Genomic DNA, 20,128 nt, shown 5'->3' with positions numbered 1-20,128 from the left:
GTAACTAACCCAAGGACTCTGGTCGCCGCTGGATGAAAATTCAGAGGCACGTCAGTGTGTAATTTGGCGGCCGCCGACAAAGGCAGGCCCGTCGAAGTTCAACCTAAAGCCGTGTTCGGCCCCAGGTGTTTCGACATCGAATGCAACGCATACTTGATCCCCCCGGATGAGCAGTCGAACTGACGCCCCCGCCAGATCACACCCCCATCATCGCCAGCAGGCACGGGGGGTCAACGGCGGCGCACTTTAGAAATACTGTCGGTATCGCCAGATTTGTAAACATCCGACGCGCGTAAAAATGCACCACCAGGGTAGTGCGGGCCCGCTAAGAGACGTCGACATCAACCTGGCGTGTCCACGTCACCGTCCGAACATCTGGAAATTCTACGGTTTTTGCGCATACCCTCGCGGATCCTCATCCACGGTGTCGCCCCGTACCATTCGGGCGATCCGAAACCGGGAAAAGAAGAAATCATGTGCGGGACCATGCGTGAAAACCGAGAAAAACCTACACACGCATCGTCGATCGGTCGTCGCCAGCTTCTCCTGGGCGCCGCAGGCGGTGCTGCTCTGGCCCTGTCCCCCGCAAAGGCCGCCCTTGCCCGCCCCATCATGCAGACAGGCGTTGGGCGGCAGGCGCCGGATGCGCCGACCAGCGGCGCTGCAACCATTTCCTCGCACCGTGTCGAGGTTCCCATGCCCAATGGCGGGGTCGCATCCGGCCATCCGCTGGCCTCGATGGCGGGCGTCAGAATGCTGATGCAGGGCGGCACCGCCGCTGACGCCGCCGTCGCCGCCATGGCCGTTCTGAACGTGGTCGAGCCCTGGGCGTCCAGTGCCGCGGGCAATGGTTTCGCCACCTGCCTCGACAAGAAGACTGGCGAGGTCGTTTCACTGGCCTTCACTGGTGCTGCGCCCGGCCTGCTGGACAATCAGGTCGACCCGGCGGAACTGGTCGCGGGGCACAAGGCGGCGGTTACACCGGGCGCATTCGGCGGCTGGATCGAACTGGCCCGCCGCTTCGGCCGCCTGCCGCTGTCCACACTGCTGGAGCCCGCCATCGACTACGCCCGCGATGGCCATCCCATCGACGCCTCGATCGTCGACACCATCCGCCGCCAGCAGTTAGCCTTGGCGCGCTATCCGACGACCGCCGCCATCTATCTGCCGGGCGGTCAGCCGCCTGCGCCCCGATCCCTGTTCAAAAATCTGCCGCTGGCCCGCACCTTCCAGGCGCTGGCGGATGCTGAGACGACGGCGATGAACGCGGGCGCGGACCGAAACGCCGCGCTTCAAGCCGCCTATGACCACTTCTACCTTGGGCCGGTCGCCCAGGAGATGGCCCGCTTTTCCGAGGCGGGCGGCGGGTGGCTGCGCATGAAGGACTTCAAGGACTATCGCCCCCAATGGGCCGCGCCGGTAAACACCCGCTATCGCGGCGTGGACGTCTATTGCAGCCCGCTGACCTCCCGCACCGGGCTGGAGATGTGCGAGCAATTGAACCTGCTGGAAGGCTTCGACATTGGACGCCTGCCTGCCGACAGCCCGCAGGCAATCCACCTGCTTGCAGAAACAATCAAGGTCGCCAAGTCCGACGTCTACCGCTACGCCGCCGATCCGACCTCGGCTTCCGTTCCCGTCGGCGTCCTGACTTCAAAGGCCTTCGCCGATCAGCGCCGCAGACTGATCAACCCTGACGCCGCCATCGCCTATCCGACCGGCGCGGACCTGCCCGGCGGCGGACGCACAGGCCTTCGCCGACATCTGCGCGCCCCCAGCGTTCCGGGCGACACGACCAGCCTGTCGGTCATCGACAGTGAGGGCAACGCCATCGCCTGCACCACCACCCTGGGCGGCGGGTTCGGAACCCTGCTGGTGATGGGCGACACCGGCCTGATCTGCAACAACGGCCTGCGGACAGGCTCGACCGCCCCCTATCGCGACCACCCCAACTTCGTCGCCCCCGGCCGCATCCCCCTGCTTGGCAACGGCCCGGTGATCGTGCGCGACAATGGAAAACTGCGGATGATCTTTGGATCGCCCGGCGGCGAGACCATCGGCCAGACCCAGTTCCAGACACTGGTCAATGTGATCGACAGGGGCATGTCCATTCAGGACGCCATCGAGGCCCCGCGTTTCGCCATTGATGCAGAACCGGGCTTCTACACGCCCGGCGCCGCGATCAAACTGCAGCTGGAATCACGCTTCCCGACCCAGACCTTCACCGGACTGGCGGCGCTGGGACACAGCGTCGGCCCGGTCGGTCCCTATTCCATCGGCAGCATCCAGGGCATCCTGATCTCAGCCGACGGACAGCCCATGGCCGGCGGAGATCCCCGCCGGATGGGCTATGCGGTGGGGTACTGACGCCCCGCCCGCACCATCATCGCGGGGCTTCCGCCATCTGGCTGGAGCCGGTGCGGTCGATGCCGTAGCGCAGGCGCGGCATGTTCTGGGCGGCCATATAGGCCTCAAGCTCTGCGCCGTCGCCGGGCTGGAACAGCATCAGGAAGCCGCCGCCGCCTGCGCCGATAACCTTGCCGCCGGTCACGCCCATGTCGCGCTTCACATGGTCATAGAGGTCGTCGACGGCGGACCAGCTGATCTTGCCCGACAGCTTCTTCTTCTGGGTCCAGTGCTCGTCCAGCATCCGGCCCCAGCCGTCCAGATCACCCGCCGTCCAGGCGTCGCGGATGCGGTAGCCCAGGTCCTTGATGAAGCCCAGGCTGTCGCTGACCGTCTCGCGGCGCGGGGCGGCTTCTGACAGCATGGCCGTGTGCTGGTCGGCCAGAACCACGGCGGCGTCGCGGCGCAGACCGGTGTAATAGATGTGGGTGTGTTCGATGAAGGCCGCCTCGACCTCGGCGTCCAGATCGACGCGCTCGACCACCACCTGACCGTCCGGCGCGATGTCCAGCGTGGTCAGGCCGCCAAAGGCCGCCATATACTGATCCTGTTTGCCGATGCCCTTGTTCAGGACGCGGATTTCCAGATCGCAGGCTTCTTCGGCCAAGGCCTGAGGCGAAGGCTTCTGACCCTTCAGGCCGTGCAGGGCGTTCAGGAAGCCGACCAGGAAGCTGGACGACGAGCCCAGCCCCGTGCCGCCCGCGATGTCAGCCAGAGACGCCGTCTCGACCCGATCATCGAAGCCGTGCGCCATCAGGGCCGCACGCACCAGTTCGTGCTGAACCTCGGTCGCGCGCGGCGACACCTCGGGCTGGGGGCCATAGACCACCACCCGGTCGTCGAAGGCCGGACGGTGGGCGACGACGCGGATGTATTTATCCAGCGCCATCGCGAAGATGAAGCCGCCGTCGTGCCGGTAATAGCTTTCCAGGTCCGTGCCGCCGCCCCCCAGGGTGACGCGCAGCGGCATGCGGGTCGTGATCATGACGCGCGGCCTCAGACGGCCGGAGCGGCGACGGGCGCGATCTGCTCCCAGTGACCCTTGTGCAGGGCCAGGGCCGGGTGGGACACCAGCAGGTGCCAGACCACGGCGGCCAGACCTTCGACCAGCGGCGTGATCAGTTGCGGATCAACCGTCGGCACGACGACGCAGGCGTCCGCCGCCTGGGCCGTATAGCCGCCGTTGCGGCCGACGATGCCGGTGACCATGGCGCCGCGCGACTTGGCCAACTGGATGGCGCGCACAATGTTGGCGCTGACGGGCGGTTCAATGCTGCCGCCGCCGACCGAGAAGATCAGCAGGCCGTCTTCAGGCTTCAGGCGGCTGGTCTCCAGCCAGGTCGAGAAGGTGCCTTCCCAGCCCTCGTCATTGATGCGGGCGGTCAGTTCCGAGACGTTGTCGGTCGGGCAATAGGCTTCAAAACCGCAGATCTTGCGGAAGTCGTTGGTGGCGTGGCTGGCGTGACCGGCGCTGCCGCCGACGCCGATCAGGAACAGGCGCCCGCCGCGCTCGCGCACCTCGGCCAGACGCTGGGCCATGGCCTCTACGGCGTTACGGTCGATGGCGGCCATCGCCTTTTCAGCGGCGGCGAAGAAATGGTCAGCAAACATGGCTGTTTTAGTCCTGAAGTTCCGGCGTCAAAGTCGCCAGCGAAGTGTGAAGAATCCAGGCCGCAGCCTGACGAAGATCGGGAACCACGACGTCCGCGCCGCTCCCGCTGTTGTAGTCACGGCCCAACAGGACCGTATGGGCGCCCGCCGCCCGGCCGCACTGAACATCGCGGTCCATGTCGCCGACCATCCAGCTGGCGGACAGGTCTATGTTCCAGCGCGCCGCCAGATCCAGCAGCATGCCGGCCTTGGGCTTGCGACAGTCGCAGGCGTCGATGTTGTCGTGCAGGCAGGCCCGCACCTCCTCGACCGGAACCGTCTGGATCAGGGCGGCGTGGATGGCGTCCAGAGCCCCAGCCGTCATCTTGCCGCGCCGCACGTCGGGCTGGTTGGTGACCACGAAGGTCAGATAGCCCGCAGCCCGCAGCGCCCGCACCGCCTCAGCCGCCCCGTCCGCGATCCGCAGTTCGTCCACGGTTCGCGGCGAGGCAGGCTTGCCGTCCCGCCAGACGACGTCGTTCAGCACGCCGTCGCGGTCCAGAAAAATGGCGGGGCGTCCGGGCATGATTACAGGCTGAACCCAGCGGCGACGGCGTCGGCGCGGAACATGGCCACGGTGTCCAGCGACAGCTCGCCCAGATCCTTGCCCGCCATGTCCAGCTTCTTGAGGATGTCGGGCGTCGCAGTGATGATGTGACAGCCGCACTCAGCCGCCTGGAAGACGTTCAACACCTCGCGGGTCGAGGCCCACAGCACCTCGGCCAACGGCTTGCGCGCCGCCATGGCGACGGCGGCCCGCATGACCGGCACAGGATCAACGCCGGTGTCGGCGATGCGGCCGGCGAAGACCGACAGGATGGCAGGTGTGTCGTCGGCCAGAATCTCGATCGCCTCAGCGACCTGTTCCAGCGTCAGCATGGCGGTGATGTTCAGCTTGACCCCGTCCGCAGCCAGAGCCTTGGCCATGGGCAGGCTGGACTGACCCTTGGTGTTGGTGATCGGGATCTTCACATAGACGTTGTCGCCCCAGCTGGCGATCAGACGGGCCTGACGCTCCATCTCGACGAAATCATCGGAGAAGACCTCGAACGACAGCGGCATGTCGGGGATCAGGGTGATCAGTTGGCGCGCGAAATCGGCGTAGTCCGTGATCCCGGCCTTGAACATCAGGGTCGGATTAGTGGTGAAACCCGTCACATGCCCCTGATCATACAGGCGCGAAAAGTCTGCGAGGCTGGCGCCGTCGCCGAACAGCTTCAGCCCGTCGAGCGACGGCGTGGAGGCCGCTTTGACGAGCGCGGATTGATCGACCTGGGTGAGCATGGGTGTTCCTAGAAATAGCGTGCGGCCTCATATGTCCAAGATACGTGCCGCGCGAGCTTTGCTCTTTGAATTCGTTAACGCGACAAGCTCAAAAACCCGTCGCAAGCGTCACGGTTGCGGTGCGCTTTCATCGATAAAGCCGATGGGGCGACGCCAGGTCAGCTTGCCAAGTCCATGTTCCAAAAGGATGCGCCAGCGCAGACGACGGTCCGACCGGCGCTCTTGGGTGATGAAGGTCAGCAGCCCGCCGACAACCGTTTGTATTAACCCTTTTGCGAAAAGCTCGGCCCTCGCCAGTGTCGGATTGGCCGCGCCATCGACGTATATCAAGACATAGTGTTGCGTTTCGCGACGGGTGCGGATCAGGCGGTACGGGACTTCTGTCCTGTTCCGGGACACGACTTCGGTCACTCTGGCACGGGCCGCCCAGACGATGCGCCGCCCCTGCCGGTGCAGGCGCACAAACAGTTCGGCGTCCTCGCCGCCCGCATCGCCGAACGCCTCGCGCATCGCCGCCTCGCCGTTCGGGAAACAGCGCCCCATGTCGAAGATGGAATTGCCGGTGCCCAGACCATAGCGCGGCCTGCCGGTTGGACCGGTCAGTTCGACCTCGGCCAGATCAGGCAGGTTCAGGTCGCGCACGAACTGACGTCCTTCGGGATCATAGGCGGGCGGCGCCCCTGCCTCGAACACGGCGAAACGCGGCCCGACGGCGATGTCGGCGTCCGTGGCCTGCAGCGCCCCGACCAGGGCGTCGGTCCAGTCGTCCGCCGCCGTCTCATCATCATCAATGACCGCCAGCCAGCGCCCGCGCGCCTCGGCGAAGCCCCGATTACGCAGGGTCGCCATATTGCGGGTCAGGTCCGACACATAGCGGATGGGCCAGCGGGCGCCCGTCGACATGGCCTCGACCACCGCCCGACCGCTGCCGCTGGGGTGGTTGTCGACCACGACGATCTCGATGCTGAGGTTCAGCCGGTTCTGCTGGGCCAGACACGACATCAACGTCGCCTCCAGCCCGGCGGGCCGGTCATAGGTCAGAATGGCCAGCGTCAGATCGGGGGACGCCCCGCTCACGCCGCCTTCTCCTCGATGAAGCCGATCGGCGCCGTCCAGGTCAGCTTGCCCAACCCCTTGGCCATGCCGATGCGGTGGTCATAGCGATGCTGACGATCCAGAAACTCGCCGCTGGCCACATAGAGACCGGCGTGGACCGTCATCTGCGCCAGCCCCAGCAGCGCGACCTTGGCCGTGGTCAGGGGTTTGTTGTCGCTGGTGTCGATCCGGCACACGGCATAGTGCTGCGATCCGCGCTTCATCCGTGTGACCATATAGTCAGGGCGCGCCCGGCTCTGTTCGATGAACTCATGCACCACGGCGCCGGGGCACCAGACGAAGCGCCTGCCCGCCATGGCCAGCCGGAACAGCAACTGGGTGTCCTCACCATTGGCGTTGCCGAAGGCGACGCTGAACGGTTCGGGGCCAGACAGGCAGGTGGCGACGCGGAAGGCGGCGTTGCCGCTGCCCAGGCCTTTGCCGCGTTTGCGCAGCCGCCCGAACATGTGGATTTCCTCGTCCGTCGGCATCTGGAAATCCAGCGTATAGCGCCAGCCCTCCGGGTCCCAGTCGGGGGCGCGACCGCCCTCAAACTCGGGCAGTTTGGGGCCGAACGCCGCGTCGGCGCCGGTGCGGTCCAGACAGGCGGTCAGTTCCGCCAGCCAGTTGGGCTGGGGTTCTTCGTCATCGTCGATGAAGGCGACGTAACGCCCCTGTGCCGCCGCGATCCCCTTGTTGCGGACAATGGAGATGTTGCGGCGCGGATCGGCCAGATAGGTCATGGCCACGCCCGTCTCGACCGCCAGCCCCTCAACCAGCGACCGCGCCAGTTCGTCCGGGTGATTATCGACGACGATGATCTCGAAGCCGCCCCAGTCGCCCCCCTGGGTCGCGCACCCGAGCAGGGTCCGCTCCAGCAGATGCACCCGGTCGTAGCTGAGGATGACGACGCTGATGTCCACGCTCATACGCCCGTCCCCCGCAGAACCACGCCCGCCGTGCGGAACAGGATCTTCACGTCCAGCCACAGGGACCATGTCTCAATATAGCGCACGTCCAGCCGCACCCAGTCGTCAAAGTCGCTGATCCGATGCCGCCCCTCGACCTGCCACAGACAGGTGATGCCCGGCTTGACCGCCATCTTGCCCATCTGGAAGGGCGTGAACTGGGCGTACTCATGGGCGCGCGGCGGACGCGGGCCGACCAGGCTGAGATCACCCTTCAGCACGCTCCACAACTGGGGCAGTTCATCCAGGCTGTAGCGTCGTAGAAACCGGCCCAGCGGAGTGATGCGCGGATCATTCTCCATCTTGAAGGCCGGGCCGTTCATCTCGTTCTGAGCCTGCAACGCCGCTTCCTGCTGGTCGGCGCCGACGCCCATGGTGCGGAACTTGTAGCCCCGGAAACGGCGTCCGCCCTGCCCCACCCAGTCCAGCCCATAGAAGGCCGGCCCCGGAGAAGTCGCCTTCACGGCAAGACCAATCGCGGCCAGGAACGGCGACAGCACGACCAGAAGCGCGCCTGAAATGGCCACATCCATGACCCGCTTCAGCGCCAATCCGCCACGCACATCGCGTCCGCCCGCCAGTCGCGGCGGCGTCAATTGGTTCTTGGGCATGGGAAAAGCGGCGTCGATCATGTGCGGCATCTTATCAAGAACCAGGCCACGCCACCTGCGTCACCACGATCCCGGCAAGCAAATTGCATTCATGCTGCGCGTAGAGCACAGCAGTCGCATCAATGAACAGTCTTCCAGCCAGCCACACATTCACCGCCCGACCCGAGATCCGTTTCGCGGGCCTGCGCTTTCACGCCCTGTCGCTGGACGAGGCCGTCGCGGCCGTCGCCGCCCGTCCGGCAGGCCTGCCCTTTGATATTCTGATCACGCCCAACGCCGAGCACGCCTGGCTGCGCCGCAAGGACGACGAGTTCAATCGCATCAGCGCCAACGCCTGGCTGAGCACCAATGACAGCCGCGTTCTGAAACAGGCCGCCCGGTTCGGTGGTGTCGATCTGGGATTCGCACCGGGCGCACATATCGTTGATGTCCTGTTTTTGCGCACAATCGCCCCCGACGAAGCCATCACCATCATTGGCGGCGAAGACGAAGTGATCGCCGATCTGGCGTGTCAGTTCAGCCTGACCAACATCGCCCACCACAATCCGCCGATGGGCTTCATCAACAAGCCCGAGGCTGTCGCCGCCGCCATCGACTTCGTCGCCGCCCACCCGGCCCGGTTCGTCTTTGTCGCCATGGGACCGCCCCAGTCGGAGAAGTTCTGCCAGCGCCTGATCGACGACGGCCGCGCCACGGGCCTGGGCCTGTGCATCGGCAGTTCGATCAACACCATCATCGGCCGCACGCCCCCCGCCCCCCCTGTGGATGGAGAATCGCGGTCTGGTGTGGCTGTACCGACTGGCGCGCGAACCGGAGCGGTTGTGGAAACGCTATCTGCTGCGGGGCTTCTATGGTCTGGGCCTGGGCCTGCTCGACGCCCTTTCATTCCGCCTCAGGCTCAAGACGCCTGACCGCCAGACCCCGTGACCGAAACCTCCGTCAAGGACGCCTGGCTAGGCCGGATCGACGCCACACAGCAGGCGCGCGGCCGTCAGGCGGATCAGGTCCTGTCCCTCTGGGCCGGGGCCGTTCTGGTGCTGATGCTGCTCTACATCTGCATCGGCCCCAATCCGTATCAGCATGACATCACCCTGGACCCGCTGACAGGTGGCGCCGAGACATCGCCGATCAACCGGCTGATCTGGCTGGCGCTGTTGGGACTGTCCGCGCCGATCCTGTGGTTCCGGCGCGCCGACCTGCCGAGCATGGCCCTGCGACTTCTGCCCCTGCTGATCCTGTTCGGCTGGTTCGCCCTGACGACGCGGTGGGCGCTGGACCCCGCCGTCTCGACCCGACGCCTGATCCTCTATGTGGTCAACCTGGTGATCTGCGTGGCCATCACCATCGGTTTGAAGGACAGCCGCCGCCTGCATCTGGCCCTGGCTGTCGGATGCGCCATCCTGGTGGCTGTCGACCTGGTGTCATGGGCGGTCATGCCCGGCGTTTCGATGACCGATCTGGGTCTGGCCGCCATCCATTCGCACAAGAACACCCTGGGCGCGGTGATGCTGCTGTCCGGCTTCGTCTGCGGCACCTACGCCTGGTCGCGTGAGACGTGGAAGGCCCGATCATTCTGGTGGGCGGTTACATTCCTGTCCGTCGTACTTCTGGTCGCCAGCCAATCGAAGACCAGCCTTGGCCTGTTCGCCGCCCTGGTCAGCGCCACACCCGTCATTGTCGTCATCATGGCCCAGAGAAGAATCGTCCGTTACGGGCTGATGGTTATGGCGGCCCTGACACTGGCCAGCATCATCTTCGGCTGGCTGGCCTTCTGCTACATGACCGCGGCTGATCCCTGGGCGCCGTTTGCGGGCATCACCTTCACCCAGCGCACCGACGTGTGGGCCTTCGTCTGGGACGAGTTCGTAAAGCGCCCCATTCGCGGTTGGGGCTTTGGCGGCTTCTGGGACATTGATCCGGGCGTGCAGCCCAGCCTGCAGACCGACGCCTGGTTCGCCCAGCCCGACGCCTTCACCAACGAGGCGCACAACGGGTTTCTGGATCTGGCGGTGACGACGGGATTGGTCGGGCTTGTCGGAGCGGTCGTCATCCTGTTCCGCTGGCTGGGCGGCGGCCTGGCCCTGATCGGTCAGACGGTCGGCGGGCAGCAGCCTCAGGCCTTCGGCGCGGCGCTGGTTCTGGGCGTTTTTCCGTTGATGGTGTTCGGCCACAACTTCATGGAAAGCAGCTATTTCACCGCCAACTCGATCTTCGGCACCGTGCTTCTGCTGCTGGGCATCGAGATCGAGCGACGCTTCATCCGCGCCTAGTTTCGGACGACAGACGCCGGATCAGCACGACCAGAACCGCCAGCATGGCCGCCGCCTCCAGCGCCTGCCCTGCGGCTGTGCCCAGTATCGCCCCGCCCGCGCCCATGTGATGAATGCCCCACAGCACGCCGAAAGCCGCCACGGCCGAAGCGGCGGCGTTGGCCAGGGCCAGGGCCTTGAACGCCTTCAGGATCTGCAATCCCGTCGACACCACCACCTGCATGAAACCGAAGGCCGCACTGATGCCCCACAGCGGCAACATCCAGCGGGCGTCGGCGTATTTGTCGTCAAACAGCCAGGCGGTGATCATAGGCCACGCCGCCCAGATGACGCCCGCCCACAGGATCGAAAACACCACGCCCGCCAGCGCCGACACGCTGAGCAGACCGACATAGCCGCGCCAGTTCTTCGCCTCACGTTTCGCCACCAGATCGCTGCGCGCCGCCATGCTCCATGACGAGGCCAGCAACGGGGCGGGACGCAGGAAGGTCTGGCTGAACGACAGGGCCGCCAGGACCCCCGGCCCATAGGCGGCGCCTACGGCGAAGACATAGAAACGCGCCAGGATTTCCGTGCTCGACACACCCAGGAACAGCCAGCCCGACTGCCGCACATAGGCCAGATAGCCGCCCAGAGAACTGGACAGCCCCTGCCGCAGCCCCGCACTGGCCCGCCACAGACCCGCCAGCCCGACCAGGGCATAGGCCGCGCCCATCAAGCCCAGAACATGTTCGGCGGTCAGCGGCCGGAAGACGAACGCGCCCCCCGTCAGCAGGATCACCGCGACCAGCAGGACCGCCCCCGTCTGCACCGTCGCCGTCACGCCCTCGCCCCGGCTGAAACAGGTCAGACGGACATATTGCTGCAGCAGATAGGCGGGCACGAACAGCACGGCGGTCCAGACGCCGAACGCCCCCGCACGTGCCGCCAATCCAGCCCCCAGAGCCGTGCCGATCGCGGTCACCAACAGAAACACGCCGGTCGCTGCCAGCATCACCCGCTCTGTCTCCAGCCGCAGCGGATCATGGCCCTTGGCCGCGGGCAGAACCTGCAGATGCGCCACGCTAACCGCGTTCTGAACGCTGGCCAGCACATAGGCGACCGCGAACCAGAAGATGCAGGCGCCGAACTGCTCCGGCGTCATCAATCGCCCCAGAACCAGCACCACGCCCAGGTTCAGCAGCGAGAACAGCCCCTGCTCGACGATGGCTGTCAGATAGCGCGACGCGCCAGCCAGCCGGGACAGACCGCTCATCGGAAGCGGTTCAGGTCGTAGCTGAAGCCGAAGTTGAAGGGCAGGATGCCGTTCAGATACTGACGCACGAACAGATTGACCTCGGCGATCTTGCTGCGCGGCACGAAGACCAGATCACCCGGATGCAGCAGGAAGTCCTGGCGCTGATCGGCGTTGATCAGGGCGCGGGCATCCACGATCCGTGAGGCCAAACGTCCGTTGGCCACGCGACGCAGGATGATGACCTTGCCCGTGCCCGCCGTCTCGGCGAAGCCGCCTGCGGCCAGAACGGCCTGGGCGGTGTTCATCTCGCCCCTGATCTGCACCACGCCCGGCGTCTTCACCTCGCCGCCGACATAGATTTGGGACGCGCCATAGGTGACGACGCTGATCTGGACCTGAGGATTGCGCAGCACCGGCGCATAGGCCTCGGTCAGCCGCTGGCTGGCGTCACGGACGGTCAGGCCGCCGACCGGGATAGGCCCGACGACCGGAAACGCTCCCTGCCCGTCCGGGCCCAGCGTCACATCCTTGTCCAGCCCGTCCTCGACAATGAACGACAGGCGCAGCGCATCGCCCGCCCCCAGTCGATACTGGTAGTCGTCCTGCCCCCAGGGCGCGAAATCATAGGGTTGCGCGCTGTCGCGGCCTCCATTGGAGGCGCAGGCGGAGGCCAGCAACGCCAGAGCGATCACACATAGTCGCCAGGGGGACATCGGCTCTCCATCTCCGACCGACTCGCGTGCGGCCGCATAGCGCATCTTTCTGTCTTTCGCGAAGAAAGCCAATGCCGCGCTGGCCTTTATCATGCGACTCAGAGACATATAGGATGGGCTGGACTGACAGCCCCGGCCCGTCTGCCGGGACGCTTCTGCCCAGAGCCCGCGTATTGACCGATCAAACTCCGACAGATGTGCGTGAACGACGTCCTTCCCCCCAGGGTCTGACGATAACGATCCGCGATCTGGCGACGCCGATCTTCTACCACTGGCGCAAGGCGCTGATCGCCCTGCTGATCCCGGTGCTGCTGGCGCTGGCGGCGGCGACCTTCGCCAAGCCGGTCTATACGGCCCAGTCGCGGCTGCTGATCCTGCTGGGCGACGAATATGTGTTCCGCCGCTCGGTCGGCGACGACCCGAACGGCGGCCTGCCCACCTTTGACCGCGCCCAGATCGTCCATGCGGAAATGGAGATTCTCGGCTCGCGCGAGCTGCGTGAGAAGACCCTGACCGACATCGGCCTGAACCGCGTCTATCCCAAGATCGGCGATGGGGCTGCAGGCATGAACCGCGCCCTGGAGCAGTTGGACCGCGACCTCAGCATCCAGAACGTGCCCCAGTCGAACACGATCGAGGTGCGGCTGCGTCACGGTGATCCGCAGGTCGCCGCCGATTTCGTCAATCGGCTGGTGCGCAGCTACATCGCCAACCGACGCGAAATCTTCCAGCGTTCCGACAGCGCCGCCGTCACGGACCAGCAACGCGAACTGTCCGATCAACTGGCGGCGACCGAAAGCCAGATCGCCGACCTGTCCAACCGCTACGCCATCGGCGACTTCGACCAGGAGGTTCAGGCCGTTCAGCAGCAGCAGACGACGCTGACCGCACAGGTCGCGGCCCAGTCGCAGCTGATCGCCACCGCCGCCGCCCGCGCCGACCGCCTGTCGGATCAACTGCGCGCGGCAAACCCCGAAATTTCGCTGAACACGGATCAGACCCGGTCTCAGCAGGTTACGGCCCTGACCCAGAACCTGATGCTGCTGCGCGAGCGTCAGCGCGTCGCCGCCGCCCGCTATGCCGAGGACTATCCGCTGGTGGTCGAACTGAACCGCCAGATCGCCGATCTTGAGGCCCAGATCGCCGCCGCCCCACAGTCCCAGACCGATCTGGTCCGCAGCGGCCCCAACCCCGTCCGCCAGCAGATCGAGACCCAGTTGGCCACCACGCGCGGCGAACTGGCAGGCCTGCGGGCGGGCAAGGCCCAGGTCGATCAGGCCCTGTCGGATTCACGCACACGCCTGGCCCAACTGGTCGAGATCGGCCCCCGGTATCGCGAATTGGTGCGCCAGCGCACCCTGACCGAAACCGCCTATCGCAGCGTCGCTGGAAACGCCGAGGACACACGTCTGCAGAACAGCATCGCCGGGGCCAACGCCAACGTCCGCGTCATCGAGGCCGCCCAGGTGCCGACCAAGGCCCGCACCGGACGTATGCTGATCCTGGCCGCCGGCCTGCTGGTCGGCATTCTGGCCGCACTGGCCGTGATCATCGTCTCGGCCGCCGCCTCGCCGGTCATGGTCACCCCGCGCGATGTGGAGAGCCGTCTGCGCAATCCTGTCCTGGCTGCGGTGCCGCTGATGGACGACGAGAACCAGACCCTGATGCCGCGCTGGCGGCCCTTGCCGCAACGCCTGACCGGCGACGACGCCGCACTGGTGCTGCGCCGCCTGCGTGAGACGCCCACCGGATCGGGCGTCATGGTGCTGGCCGGCCCCGAAGACGGCGTAGGCGTGACCAGCATCGCCCTGGACCTGGCCATCGCCTCGGCCTTCCGCTCAGGCGTGCCCACCCTGCTGATTGACGCAGAACCCGTCGCCTCGGACGGGATCGCCCTGGCGCTGCATTCGGCAGGCGCCCAACTGACCAAGATCGCCAGCAGCCCCTATGTGCTTCAGGTGGAAGGCAGCAATCTGCACGTCACCACGCCGATGGCGCGCGCGGGCTCCAATATCTCCGAAGCACGCTGGCGGACCTTCATCGACGGCCTGCGTCCGCTGTATCCGGTCATCATCATCGACGCGCCCGCCCTGCACCGCTCCACCGTCGCCCTGCTGCTCGCGCCGCTGGCCGAAGCCTCAGTGATCGTGGTGGAAGCCGAAGAAACCCGCACCGCCGTCGCCGCAAACCTGATCGAACGAATCACATCCGCCGGAGGCAAGGTCGCCGGCGTGATCCTGAACATGCGCAGCTTCCACATTCCACGCTTCATCTATTCGCGGATCTGACACAAAGGCTCGCCTGACCCCTCAGGCCGTCTCGACTGCGCGCCAGTGCTCCAGACGGCGCAGGAAGACCGCTGGGTCCTTGGGCGTCACCAGTTTGGAGGGGTCGTGGAAGATGCGGTCGTGCAGGCGGGTCAGGGTGAAGCGCAGGGCCGCCGCCTCGCCCAGTTTCGGCAGGGCCGAGCGCTCGGCCTCTGTCAGCGGGCGCACGGATTCATAGCCGCGCTGGAAGGCGGCGATGGCGCCCGGCAGCGCACGGCCTTCGGCGTCAAAACCCCATGCCGACAGGGCGATGGCCAGATCATAGGCGAAGGCGCCGTTGCAGCCGAAATAGAAGTCGATGACCGCCGAAACCTGCCCGCCCTCGAACAGGATGTTGTCGGGGAAATAGTCGGCATGGATCGGCCCGCCCGGCAGGCCGGCGCCGAAGACATCGCCCAGACGCGCCAGAGCCGCCTCGACCTGATCCAGCAAGACCCGGTCTTCGCCAGAGGCGCCCGCTTCACAACGGTCTGCCAGACGCCGCCACATGGCCGGACCCACCGGGTTCTCGCGCTGGATTTCAAACCCTGCCGCCGTCTGGTGCAGGCGCGCGAGCACGGCGCCCGCCGCCGCCTGTTCAGCCTCTGAGGGGCTGCGCAGCCAGGCGCCGGTCTTCCATTCGATCACCGCCGCCGCACGTCCGTTCAGACGCCCCAGCCAGGCGCCGGACCGGTCCTCGATCGGCGTCGGGCAGGGAAAGCCGCGCGCCGCCAGATGGGCCGTCAGCCCCAGGCAGAAAGGCAGGGACGCCTCGTCCGTTCGCCCCTCGAACAGGGTCAGGACGAAGCGGCCATTTTCGGTCTCAAGCCGATAGTTGGTGTTCTCCACCCCCTCGGCGATGGGCGTCAGTTCGACCACCTCGCCCAGGTCGTACCCGGCGAGAAAGCCCTTGGCCTCGTCAATGGAAACAGGGGTGAAGACAGCCATGGTCTAGTTCAGGCCCGCGTCTGCACGGCGCAGGCGCACGATTTCCGCCAGGTCGGCCATGATGCTCTCGGTCGTGGCCCAGCGGCCTGCGCCGCGCCCGCGGCAACGCCAGACGCGGCCGTCGGCGCCATAAACCTTCAGCGCATTGCCCTCGCCGCTCAGGTTGGAGAACAGCGGGTCGCCGTGGTCGGCGCTCAGCGAGACGGAAGGGCTGATGGCCCCGTCCTTCAGATGGGCGGCGCCCAGCTGGCGCACGCCGCCGCTGGCGTCAGTGGATTCCGTCAGATGGTCGCGCGGCACGTCCTCGACCGCAGGCGAGACGCCGAAGGCCTCGAACGCCAGCAGGCGCACCTTGGCCGCTGCGTCCAGACCTTCCAGATCCGACGACGGGTCTTCTTCGGCGAAACCCGCCGCGCGGGCGTCGGCCAGAGCTTCGGAGAAGGCGGCGCCGTCGCCCAGACGCTCCAGCATGAAGTTGACGGTGCCGTTCAGGACGGCCTCGAAACCGACCACCTCGCCTGCCGCGCGGGCGGCGCGGACCGTTTCCACCATCGGCGCGCCGCCGCCGACCGAGGCCGACCAGAAGACGCGCTTGCCATGGGCCTTGGCCAGGTCCTGCAGGCCGCCCGGATCGCGGCTGACCGCCTGTTTGTTGGCGCTGGCCACGTCGCAACCGGCTTCCAGCGCGGCGCGGATCACCGCATGACCGGCCTCACCTTCTGACAGGGCCTCTAGAACGATATCAGGTTTGCGCGACAGCAGTTCATCCGCATCGGCGGTGAACAGCGACTGCGGACAGGCCACGTCGCGCACCTTGCCCGGATTGCGCACCAGCACCCCGACCACGTCATAGCGCGGGTCCGTCAGCAGACGCCCCAGAACACCGCCGCCGACCACGCCGCAGCCTGCGACCGCAACCTTCAGCGGCGGAAGCGCGGGCGCCGGACCGGGAGGCGCCGAGCGTTCGCCGATGACCGTGCCGTCGGCCCGGTCCAGCGCCGCGACCTCGATCTCCACGCCCCGGCTTTCGCCCAGGTCGATGGCGTCATGCTGAACCAGCGCGCCGCCCAGCTTGCGCGCCACATCCCACGAGGCGCGGCGGTAGCGCAGCGCCGGGGCGGAATGATCATTGGGATCGTGGTCGTAGAGACCGTCCACATCCTTGACCAGACGCACCTTGTTAAGCCCCAGCTCGGCCGCCAGGAAGACCGCCGTCAGGTCCGATCCGCCGCGTCCCAGAAGGGCAAGCTTGCCGTCCGACTTGATCGCGCCGAAGCCGGGAACCACCACCACCTCGTGCCGCTCCAGCGCCTGTTTCAGGTGATCGGCGCGCAGGCCGCTGGGGCGCGAATGCTCGGGCTCGCCCTCGGCGACGATCCCTAGTTCCCGCACCGACAAGGCGCAGGCGTCAAGGCCGATCCGGTCGCAGGCGATTGCCACCAGAGCCGCTGATTTTTCCTCGCCCAGCGCCACATAGCCGGGCAGCAGGTCGTTGGAATGCGGCAACCCCAGCGAGCGCGCCTCGGCCAGCAGACGATCCGTCGCCCCGCTGAACGCCGAGACCACCGCCACCACCTTGCGCCCCGCCCGGACGTGGCCATAGACGGCGGACGCCACCAGCGGCGCCTCCGCGGGGCTGCGCAGGATGGACGAACCGAACTTCATGACCACAACCTCGGCGGTCTGGGCGGCTAAGGCCGGTTTCTCAGGGTTCTCTACGACGGCGAGTGAGACGGACATCGGGTTTCTCGGGTTTCGGTGGGGTGCGTGGGGTCAAATCAAAAAACCCCGCCTGGCGATCCGGGCGGGGTTGGGGTTCTGCCTTGCCGGGTTTCCGGCGTGCTAAACTCGTCCCGCCCTGGGGGGCATGGTGGTGGTCGTACCGGTGGTAATCATGCCGAAGCGCGTCGCGGTGAGCGCGACGGCGGAAGTTGCGGCGATGATCGAGCGCTGTTGCACAGACGGGATCCGGTTAAATCTGAGCCTCAGGGTGATGGCTTGCCCCCCATGCTGTCAAGCGCGTTAGATGAATTTTTCACCACGCGTGTCTTTTTGCTCGTTTCGGACCCGGCACAGCACACAGCATCCCTCATATGGGGTGGATTTTTTCTCTTGACGAAATGACGCGCTGCAACCAACGTAAAGGCTACTCATCAAGACCAGCTGAGGGATTAGGCCCTTTGACGCTGGGGCAACCATCGGGTTCCGCCCGAAACGGTGCCAACTCCTGCGAGATCCCTCGGGATCGCGAGAGATGAGTGGAGCATCGACGAGGCGACGCTCCACGATCTGTCATCGCATCGAGATCTTGCTGAGGCGAGAACGATGCGGACGACGATATGACCCTTGCTGAAACATCCCTGTTGGAAGACCCCGACTGTCGGGTCGAGCCCATTGACGCCCCCGTTCGTGAACGGGGCGGCGCGCGTGACGTCATCGTCGCCATTCCCGCCGACTTCCGCCTGGCATCGGGCGAAAAACTGAACCAACCCAATGTTGTAGGTCGCATTCATGGCCGCGCCGGCGCACCCGTCGTCGTCGTCGCGGGCGGCATCTCTGCCGGTCGTTTTGTCCACCGCACCGAGACCAACGGCCTTGGCTGGTGGTCGGGCGCTGTGTCAGTTCGCGGCCCCATCGACCTGTCGCGCTATCAGGTTCTGGCCGTCGATTTCGCGCCCGGCGCCGAGTTTCTGGATCAACCCGTCACCATCACCACGCAAGACCAGGCCCGCCTGCTGGGTCTAGTGCTGAACCATCAGAAGATCGAGCGCGTCTCGGCCTTCGTCGGCTGTTCCTACGGCGGCATGGTCGGTCTGGCCTTCGCCGAGCTTTACCCCGACTGGGCCGAGCAACTGATCGTCGTCTCCGCCGCCCACCGCGCCCATCCGCAAGCCACCGCCTGGCGCGGCATCCAGCGCCGCATCCTGCAGTTCGCCGTCGATGCGGGCCGCCCGGAGGAAGGCGTGGCCCTGGCGCGCGAGCTGGCCATGACCACCTACCGTACCGCCGAAGAGTTCAACGACCGGTTCGAAACCACCGCGCCCGACGCCGTCGGCGGCGCCTATCCGATCTGCGAATATCTGACCGCGCGCGGCGAGGCCTATCGCACCCACACCACCCCGGCCCGCTGGCTGTCGATGTCCGATTCCCTGGACCGCCACAGCGTCACGCCGGAGAAGATCACAACCCCCGTCACCCTGATCGGCTTCACCTCCGACCGTCTGGTGCCGATCGACGACATCCGCGAACTGGCCGCGCGGCTGCCGACCCTGTGGCGCTTCGTCGAAGCCCCCTCCCTCTATGGCCACGACGCCTTTCTTAAGGAGGACGCCTTCGTCGGCGACATCCTCCGCACCGCCTTCAAGGACATCAAGCAATGACCCGCCGCCCTGCCGACCCGCACACCATCGCCGCCCGCACGGGCGTGGATTCGGACACGGCCCACGGCGCGGTCATGCCGCCCCTGTATCTGTCGTCCAACTATTCGTTCGCAGGCTTCGACCAGAAGCGGAAGTACGACTACAGCCGCTCGGGCAACCCGACCCGCGACGTGCTGGCCGAGACCCTGTCCGAACTGGAAGGCGGCGCGGGCTGCGTCATCACCGCCACTGGCATGGCCGCCGTCGATCTGCCGCTGATCCTGCTGCAGCCCGGCGATCTGCTGGTCGCGCCGCACGACTGTTATGGCGGCACCTGCCGCCTGCTGACGGCCCGTGCACGTCAGGGCCACTTCGAGCTGCTGCTGGTCGATCAGGGCGATCCTGAAGCCCTGGAAGCCGCGCTGGCGCTGAAACCCAAGCTGGTGCTGATCGAGACCCCGTCCAACCCGCTGCTGCGCCTGGTCGATGTCGCCGACATCTGCACCCGCGCCCATGCAGCAGGCGCCAAGGTCGTCTGCGACAACACCTTCCTGTCGCCTGCCTTGCAGAACCCGATCAAGCTGGGCGCCGACTTCGTGGTCCACTCCACGACCAAGTTCATCAACGGCCACTCCGACGTGGTCGGCGGCGCCGTGATCTCGGCCGATCCGACGGATCACGAAACCCTGGCCTGGTGGGCCAACTGCACCGGCGTGACCGGCTCCCCGTTCGACGCCTATCTGACCCTGCGCGGCGTGCGCACCCTGTTCGCCCGCATCGAGCGCCAGCAGGCCACCGCCGTCCGCATCGCCGAGCTTCTGGACGCCCATCCGGCGGTCAAGGTCGTCCACTATCCGGGCCTGCAGTCCCACCCGACCCACGCGCTTGTCGCGGCCCAGCAGGCCGGTCCCGGCGCCATGCTCAGCTTCGAGCTGAACGGCGGCACCGACGCCGTGCGTGAACTGGTCGAAGAGCTTGAGATCTTCACCCTGGCCGAATCGCTGGGCGGCGTTGAAAGCCTGATCGCCCACCCCGCCACCATGACCCACGCCGCCATGACGCCAGAGCAACGCGCCACCGCGGGAATCGGCGACGGCCTGGTGCGCCTGTCGGTCGGTTTGGAGCATGTCGAGGACCTGATCGCCGACCTGATCCCGGCTCTGGACGCCTTGGCGCCGCAAAAGGCGGAAGCGGCGTAATTTTTTGCTTGCAGAAGGGGCCGATCCGGGGCACATGCGCCGCCCCAGCCGGTCCCTTCGTCTATCGGTTAGGACGTCAGGT

17 protein-coding genes, 1 pseudogene and 1 riboswitch are annotated in these 20,128 nt (G+C 66.4%); of the genes and pseudogenes, 7 read left to right on the top strand and 11 right to left on the bottom strand.

The window, feature by feature from the left end; all coding sequences use genetic code 11:
• The first annotated feature begins 474 nt into the window (after positions 1-474).
• Positions 475-2,367 (top strand): gamma-glutamyltransferase, encoded by a 1,893-nt coding sequence (locus QZ281_RS10070; protein ID WP_292227896.1) that lies wholly within the window; start codon positions 475-477, stop codon positions 2,365-2,367.
• Positions 2,368-2,383: 16 nt separating this feature from the next.
• Here QZ281_RS10070 and QZ281_RS10065 read toward each other — a convergent pair whose 3' ends face one another.
• The 7 genes from QZ281_RS10065 to QZ281_RS10035 all read right to left on the bottom strand — a co-directional run bounded on the left by QZ281_RS10065 (position 2,384) and on the right by QZ281_RS10035 (position 8,035).
• Positions 2,384-3,391, bottom strand: a complete 1,008-nt coding sequence (locus QZ281_RS10065; RefSeq protein ID WP_292227893.1) for a hypothetical protein — start codon at positions 3,389-3,391, stop codon at positions 2,384-2,386.
• A gap of 11 nt (positions 3,392-3,402) precedes the next feature.
• Positions 3,403-4,017: an SIS domain-containing protein gene (locus tag QZ281_RS10060; RefSeq protein WP_292227890.1), complete on the bottom strand. Its 615-nt coding sequence runs from the start codon at positions 4,015-4,017 to the stop codon at positions 3,403-3,405.
• Positions 4,018-4,024: 7 nt separating this feature from the next.
• Positions 4,025-4,582, bottom strand: coding sequence for an HAD family hydrolase (locus QZ281_RS10055; protein WP_292227887.1), 558 nt, complete (start codon positions 4,580-4,582; stop codon positions 4,025-4,027).
• A gap of 2 nt (positions 4,583-4,584) precedes the next feature.
• On the bottom strand, positions 4,585-5,340 hold the full coding sequence (locus QZ281_RS10050) for a transaldolase (RefSeq protein ID WP_292227884.1): 756 nt from the start codon (positions 5,338-5,340) through the stop codon (positions 4,585-4,587).
• A 108-nt stretch (positions 5,341-5,448) separates the two neighbouring features.
• Complete coding sequence (locus QZ281_RS10045) at positions 5,449-6,417, bottom strand: glycosyltransferase family A protein (protein WP_292227881.1); 969 nt, start codon at positions 6,415-6,417, stop codon at positions 5,449-5,451.
• Complete coding sequence (locus QZ281_RS10040) at positions 6,414-7,364, bottom strand: glycosyltransferase family A protein (RefSeq protein WP_292227878.1); 951 nt, start codon at positions 7,362-7,364, stop codon at positions 6,414-6,416. The genes QZ281_RS10045 and QZ281_RS10040 overlap by 4 nt, the downstream gene beginning before the upstream one ends.
• Entirely contained in the window at positions 7,361-8,035 is a 675-nt protein-coding gene (locus tag QZ281_RS10035) for a sugar transferase (protein WP_292227876.1), read from the bottom strand. The genes QZ281_RS10040 and QZ281_RS10035 overlap by 4 nt, the downstream gene beginning before the upstream one ends.
• A gap of 101 nt (positions 8,036-8,136) precedes the next feature.
• On the opposite strand from QZ281_RS10035, the pseudogene QZ281_RS10030 reads away from it, so the two are divergent.
• The 3 genes and pseudogenes from QZ281_RS10030 to QZ281_RS10025 all read left to right on the top strand — a co-directional run.
• A pseudogene (locus QZ281_RS10030) lies at positions 8,137-8,763 on the top strand (WecB/TagA/CpsF family glycosyltransferase); the annotation flags it as partial.
• Between the two features lie 16 nt (positions 8,764-8,779).
• Positions 8,780-8,941, top strand: a complete 162-nt coding sequence (locus QZ281_RS18220) for a hypothetical protein (protein ID WP_363297743.1) — start codon at positions 8,780-8,782, stop codon at positions 8,939-8,941.
• A complete protein-coding gene (locus tag QZ281_RS10025; protein WP_292227870.1) occupies positions 8,938-10,284 on the top strand; it encodes an O-antigen ligase family protein in 1,347 nt (448 codons plus the stop codon). The genes QZ281_RS18220 and QZ281_RS10025 overlap by 4 nt, the downstream gene beginning before the upstream one ends.
• Here the strand turns inward: QZ281_RS10025 and QZ281_RS10020 are convergent.
• Positions 10,271-11,539: a hypothetical protein gene (locus tag QZ281_RS10020; RefSeq protein ID WP_292227867.1), complete on the bottom strand. Its 1,269-nt coding sequence runs from the start codon at positions 11,537-11,539 to the stop codon at positions 10,271-10,273. The genes QZ281_RS10025 and QZ281_RS10020 overlap by 14 nt on opposite strands.
• The gene (locus QZ281_RS10015) at positions 11,536-12,234 is read right to left on the bottom strand and encodes a polysaccharide biosynthesis/export family protein (protein ID WP_292227865.1); all 699 of its coding nucleotides are present in this window, start codon (positions 12,232-12,234) and stop codon (positions 11,536-11,538) included. Before QZ281_RS10015 ends, QZ281_RS10020 begins: the two co-directional genes overlap by 4 nt.
• Positions 12,235-12,407: 173 nt before the next feature.
• On the opposite strand from QZ281_RS10015, the gene QZ281_RS10010 reads away from it, so the two are divergent.
• Complete coding sequence (locus QZ281_RS10010; protein WP_292227862.1) at positions 12,408-14,522, top strand: hypothetical protein; 2,115 nt, start codon at positions 12,408-12,410, stop codon at positions 14,520-14,522.
• Between the two features lie 21 nt (positions 14,523-14,543).
• Here QZ281_RS10010 and thrB read toward each other — a convergent pair whose 3' ends face one another.
• Both thrB and QZ281_RS10000 read right to left on the bottom strand, forming a co-directional pair.
• Positions 14,544-15,488 (bottom strand): homoserine kinase, encoded by a 945-nt coding sequence (thrB, locus tag QZ281_RS10005; RefSeq protein WP_292227860.1) that lies wholly within the window; start codon positions 15,486-15,488, stop codon positions 14,544-14,546.
• A gap of 3 nt (positions 15,489-15,491) precedes the next feature.
• Complete coding sequence (locus tag QZ281_RS10000; protein ID WP_292227857.1) at positions 15,492-17,228, bottom strand: homoserine dehydrogenase; 1,737 nt, start codon at positions 17,226-17,228, stop codon at positions 15,492-15,494.
• 407 nt (positions 17,229-17,635) lie between these two features.
• Positions 17,636-17,749: riboswitch (SAM riboswitch) on the top strand.
• A gap of 78 nt (positions 17,750-17,827) precedes the next feature.
• Between QZ281_RS10000 and QZ281_RS09995 the strand changes: the two genes are divergently transcribed.
• Entirely contained in the window at positions 17,828-18,868 is a 1,041-nt protein-coding gene (locus tag QZ281_RS09995; protein ID WP_292227854.1) for a homoserine O-succinyltransferase, read from the top strand.
• Positions 18,865-20,046, top strand: coding sequence for a cystathionine gamma-synthase (metB, locus tag QZ281_RS09990; protein WP_292227852.1), 1,182 nt, complete (start codon positions 18,865-18,867; stop codon positions 20,044-20,046). The genes QZ281_RS09995 and metB overlap by 4 nt, the downstream gene beginning before the upstream one ends.
• The last annotated feature ends 82 nt before the right edge of the window (positions 20,047-20,128 follow it).

The organism is Brevundimonas sp. (genome assembly GCF_018608325.1).
Classification (GTDB): domain Bacteria; phylum Pseudomonadota; class Alphaproteobacteria; order Caulobacterales; family Caulobacteraceae; genus Brevundimonas.
Note: the sequence above shows the minus strand (reverse complement) of the source record. Positions and strands in the feature narration are given on the sequence as shown.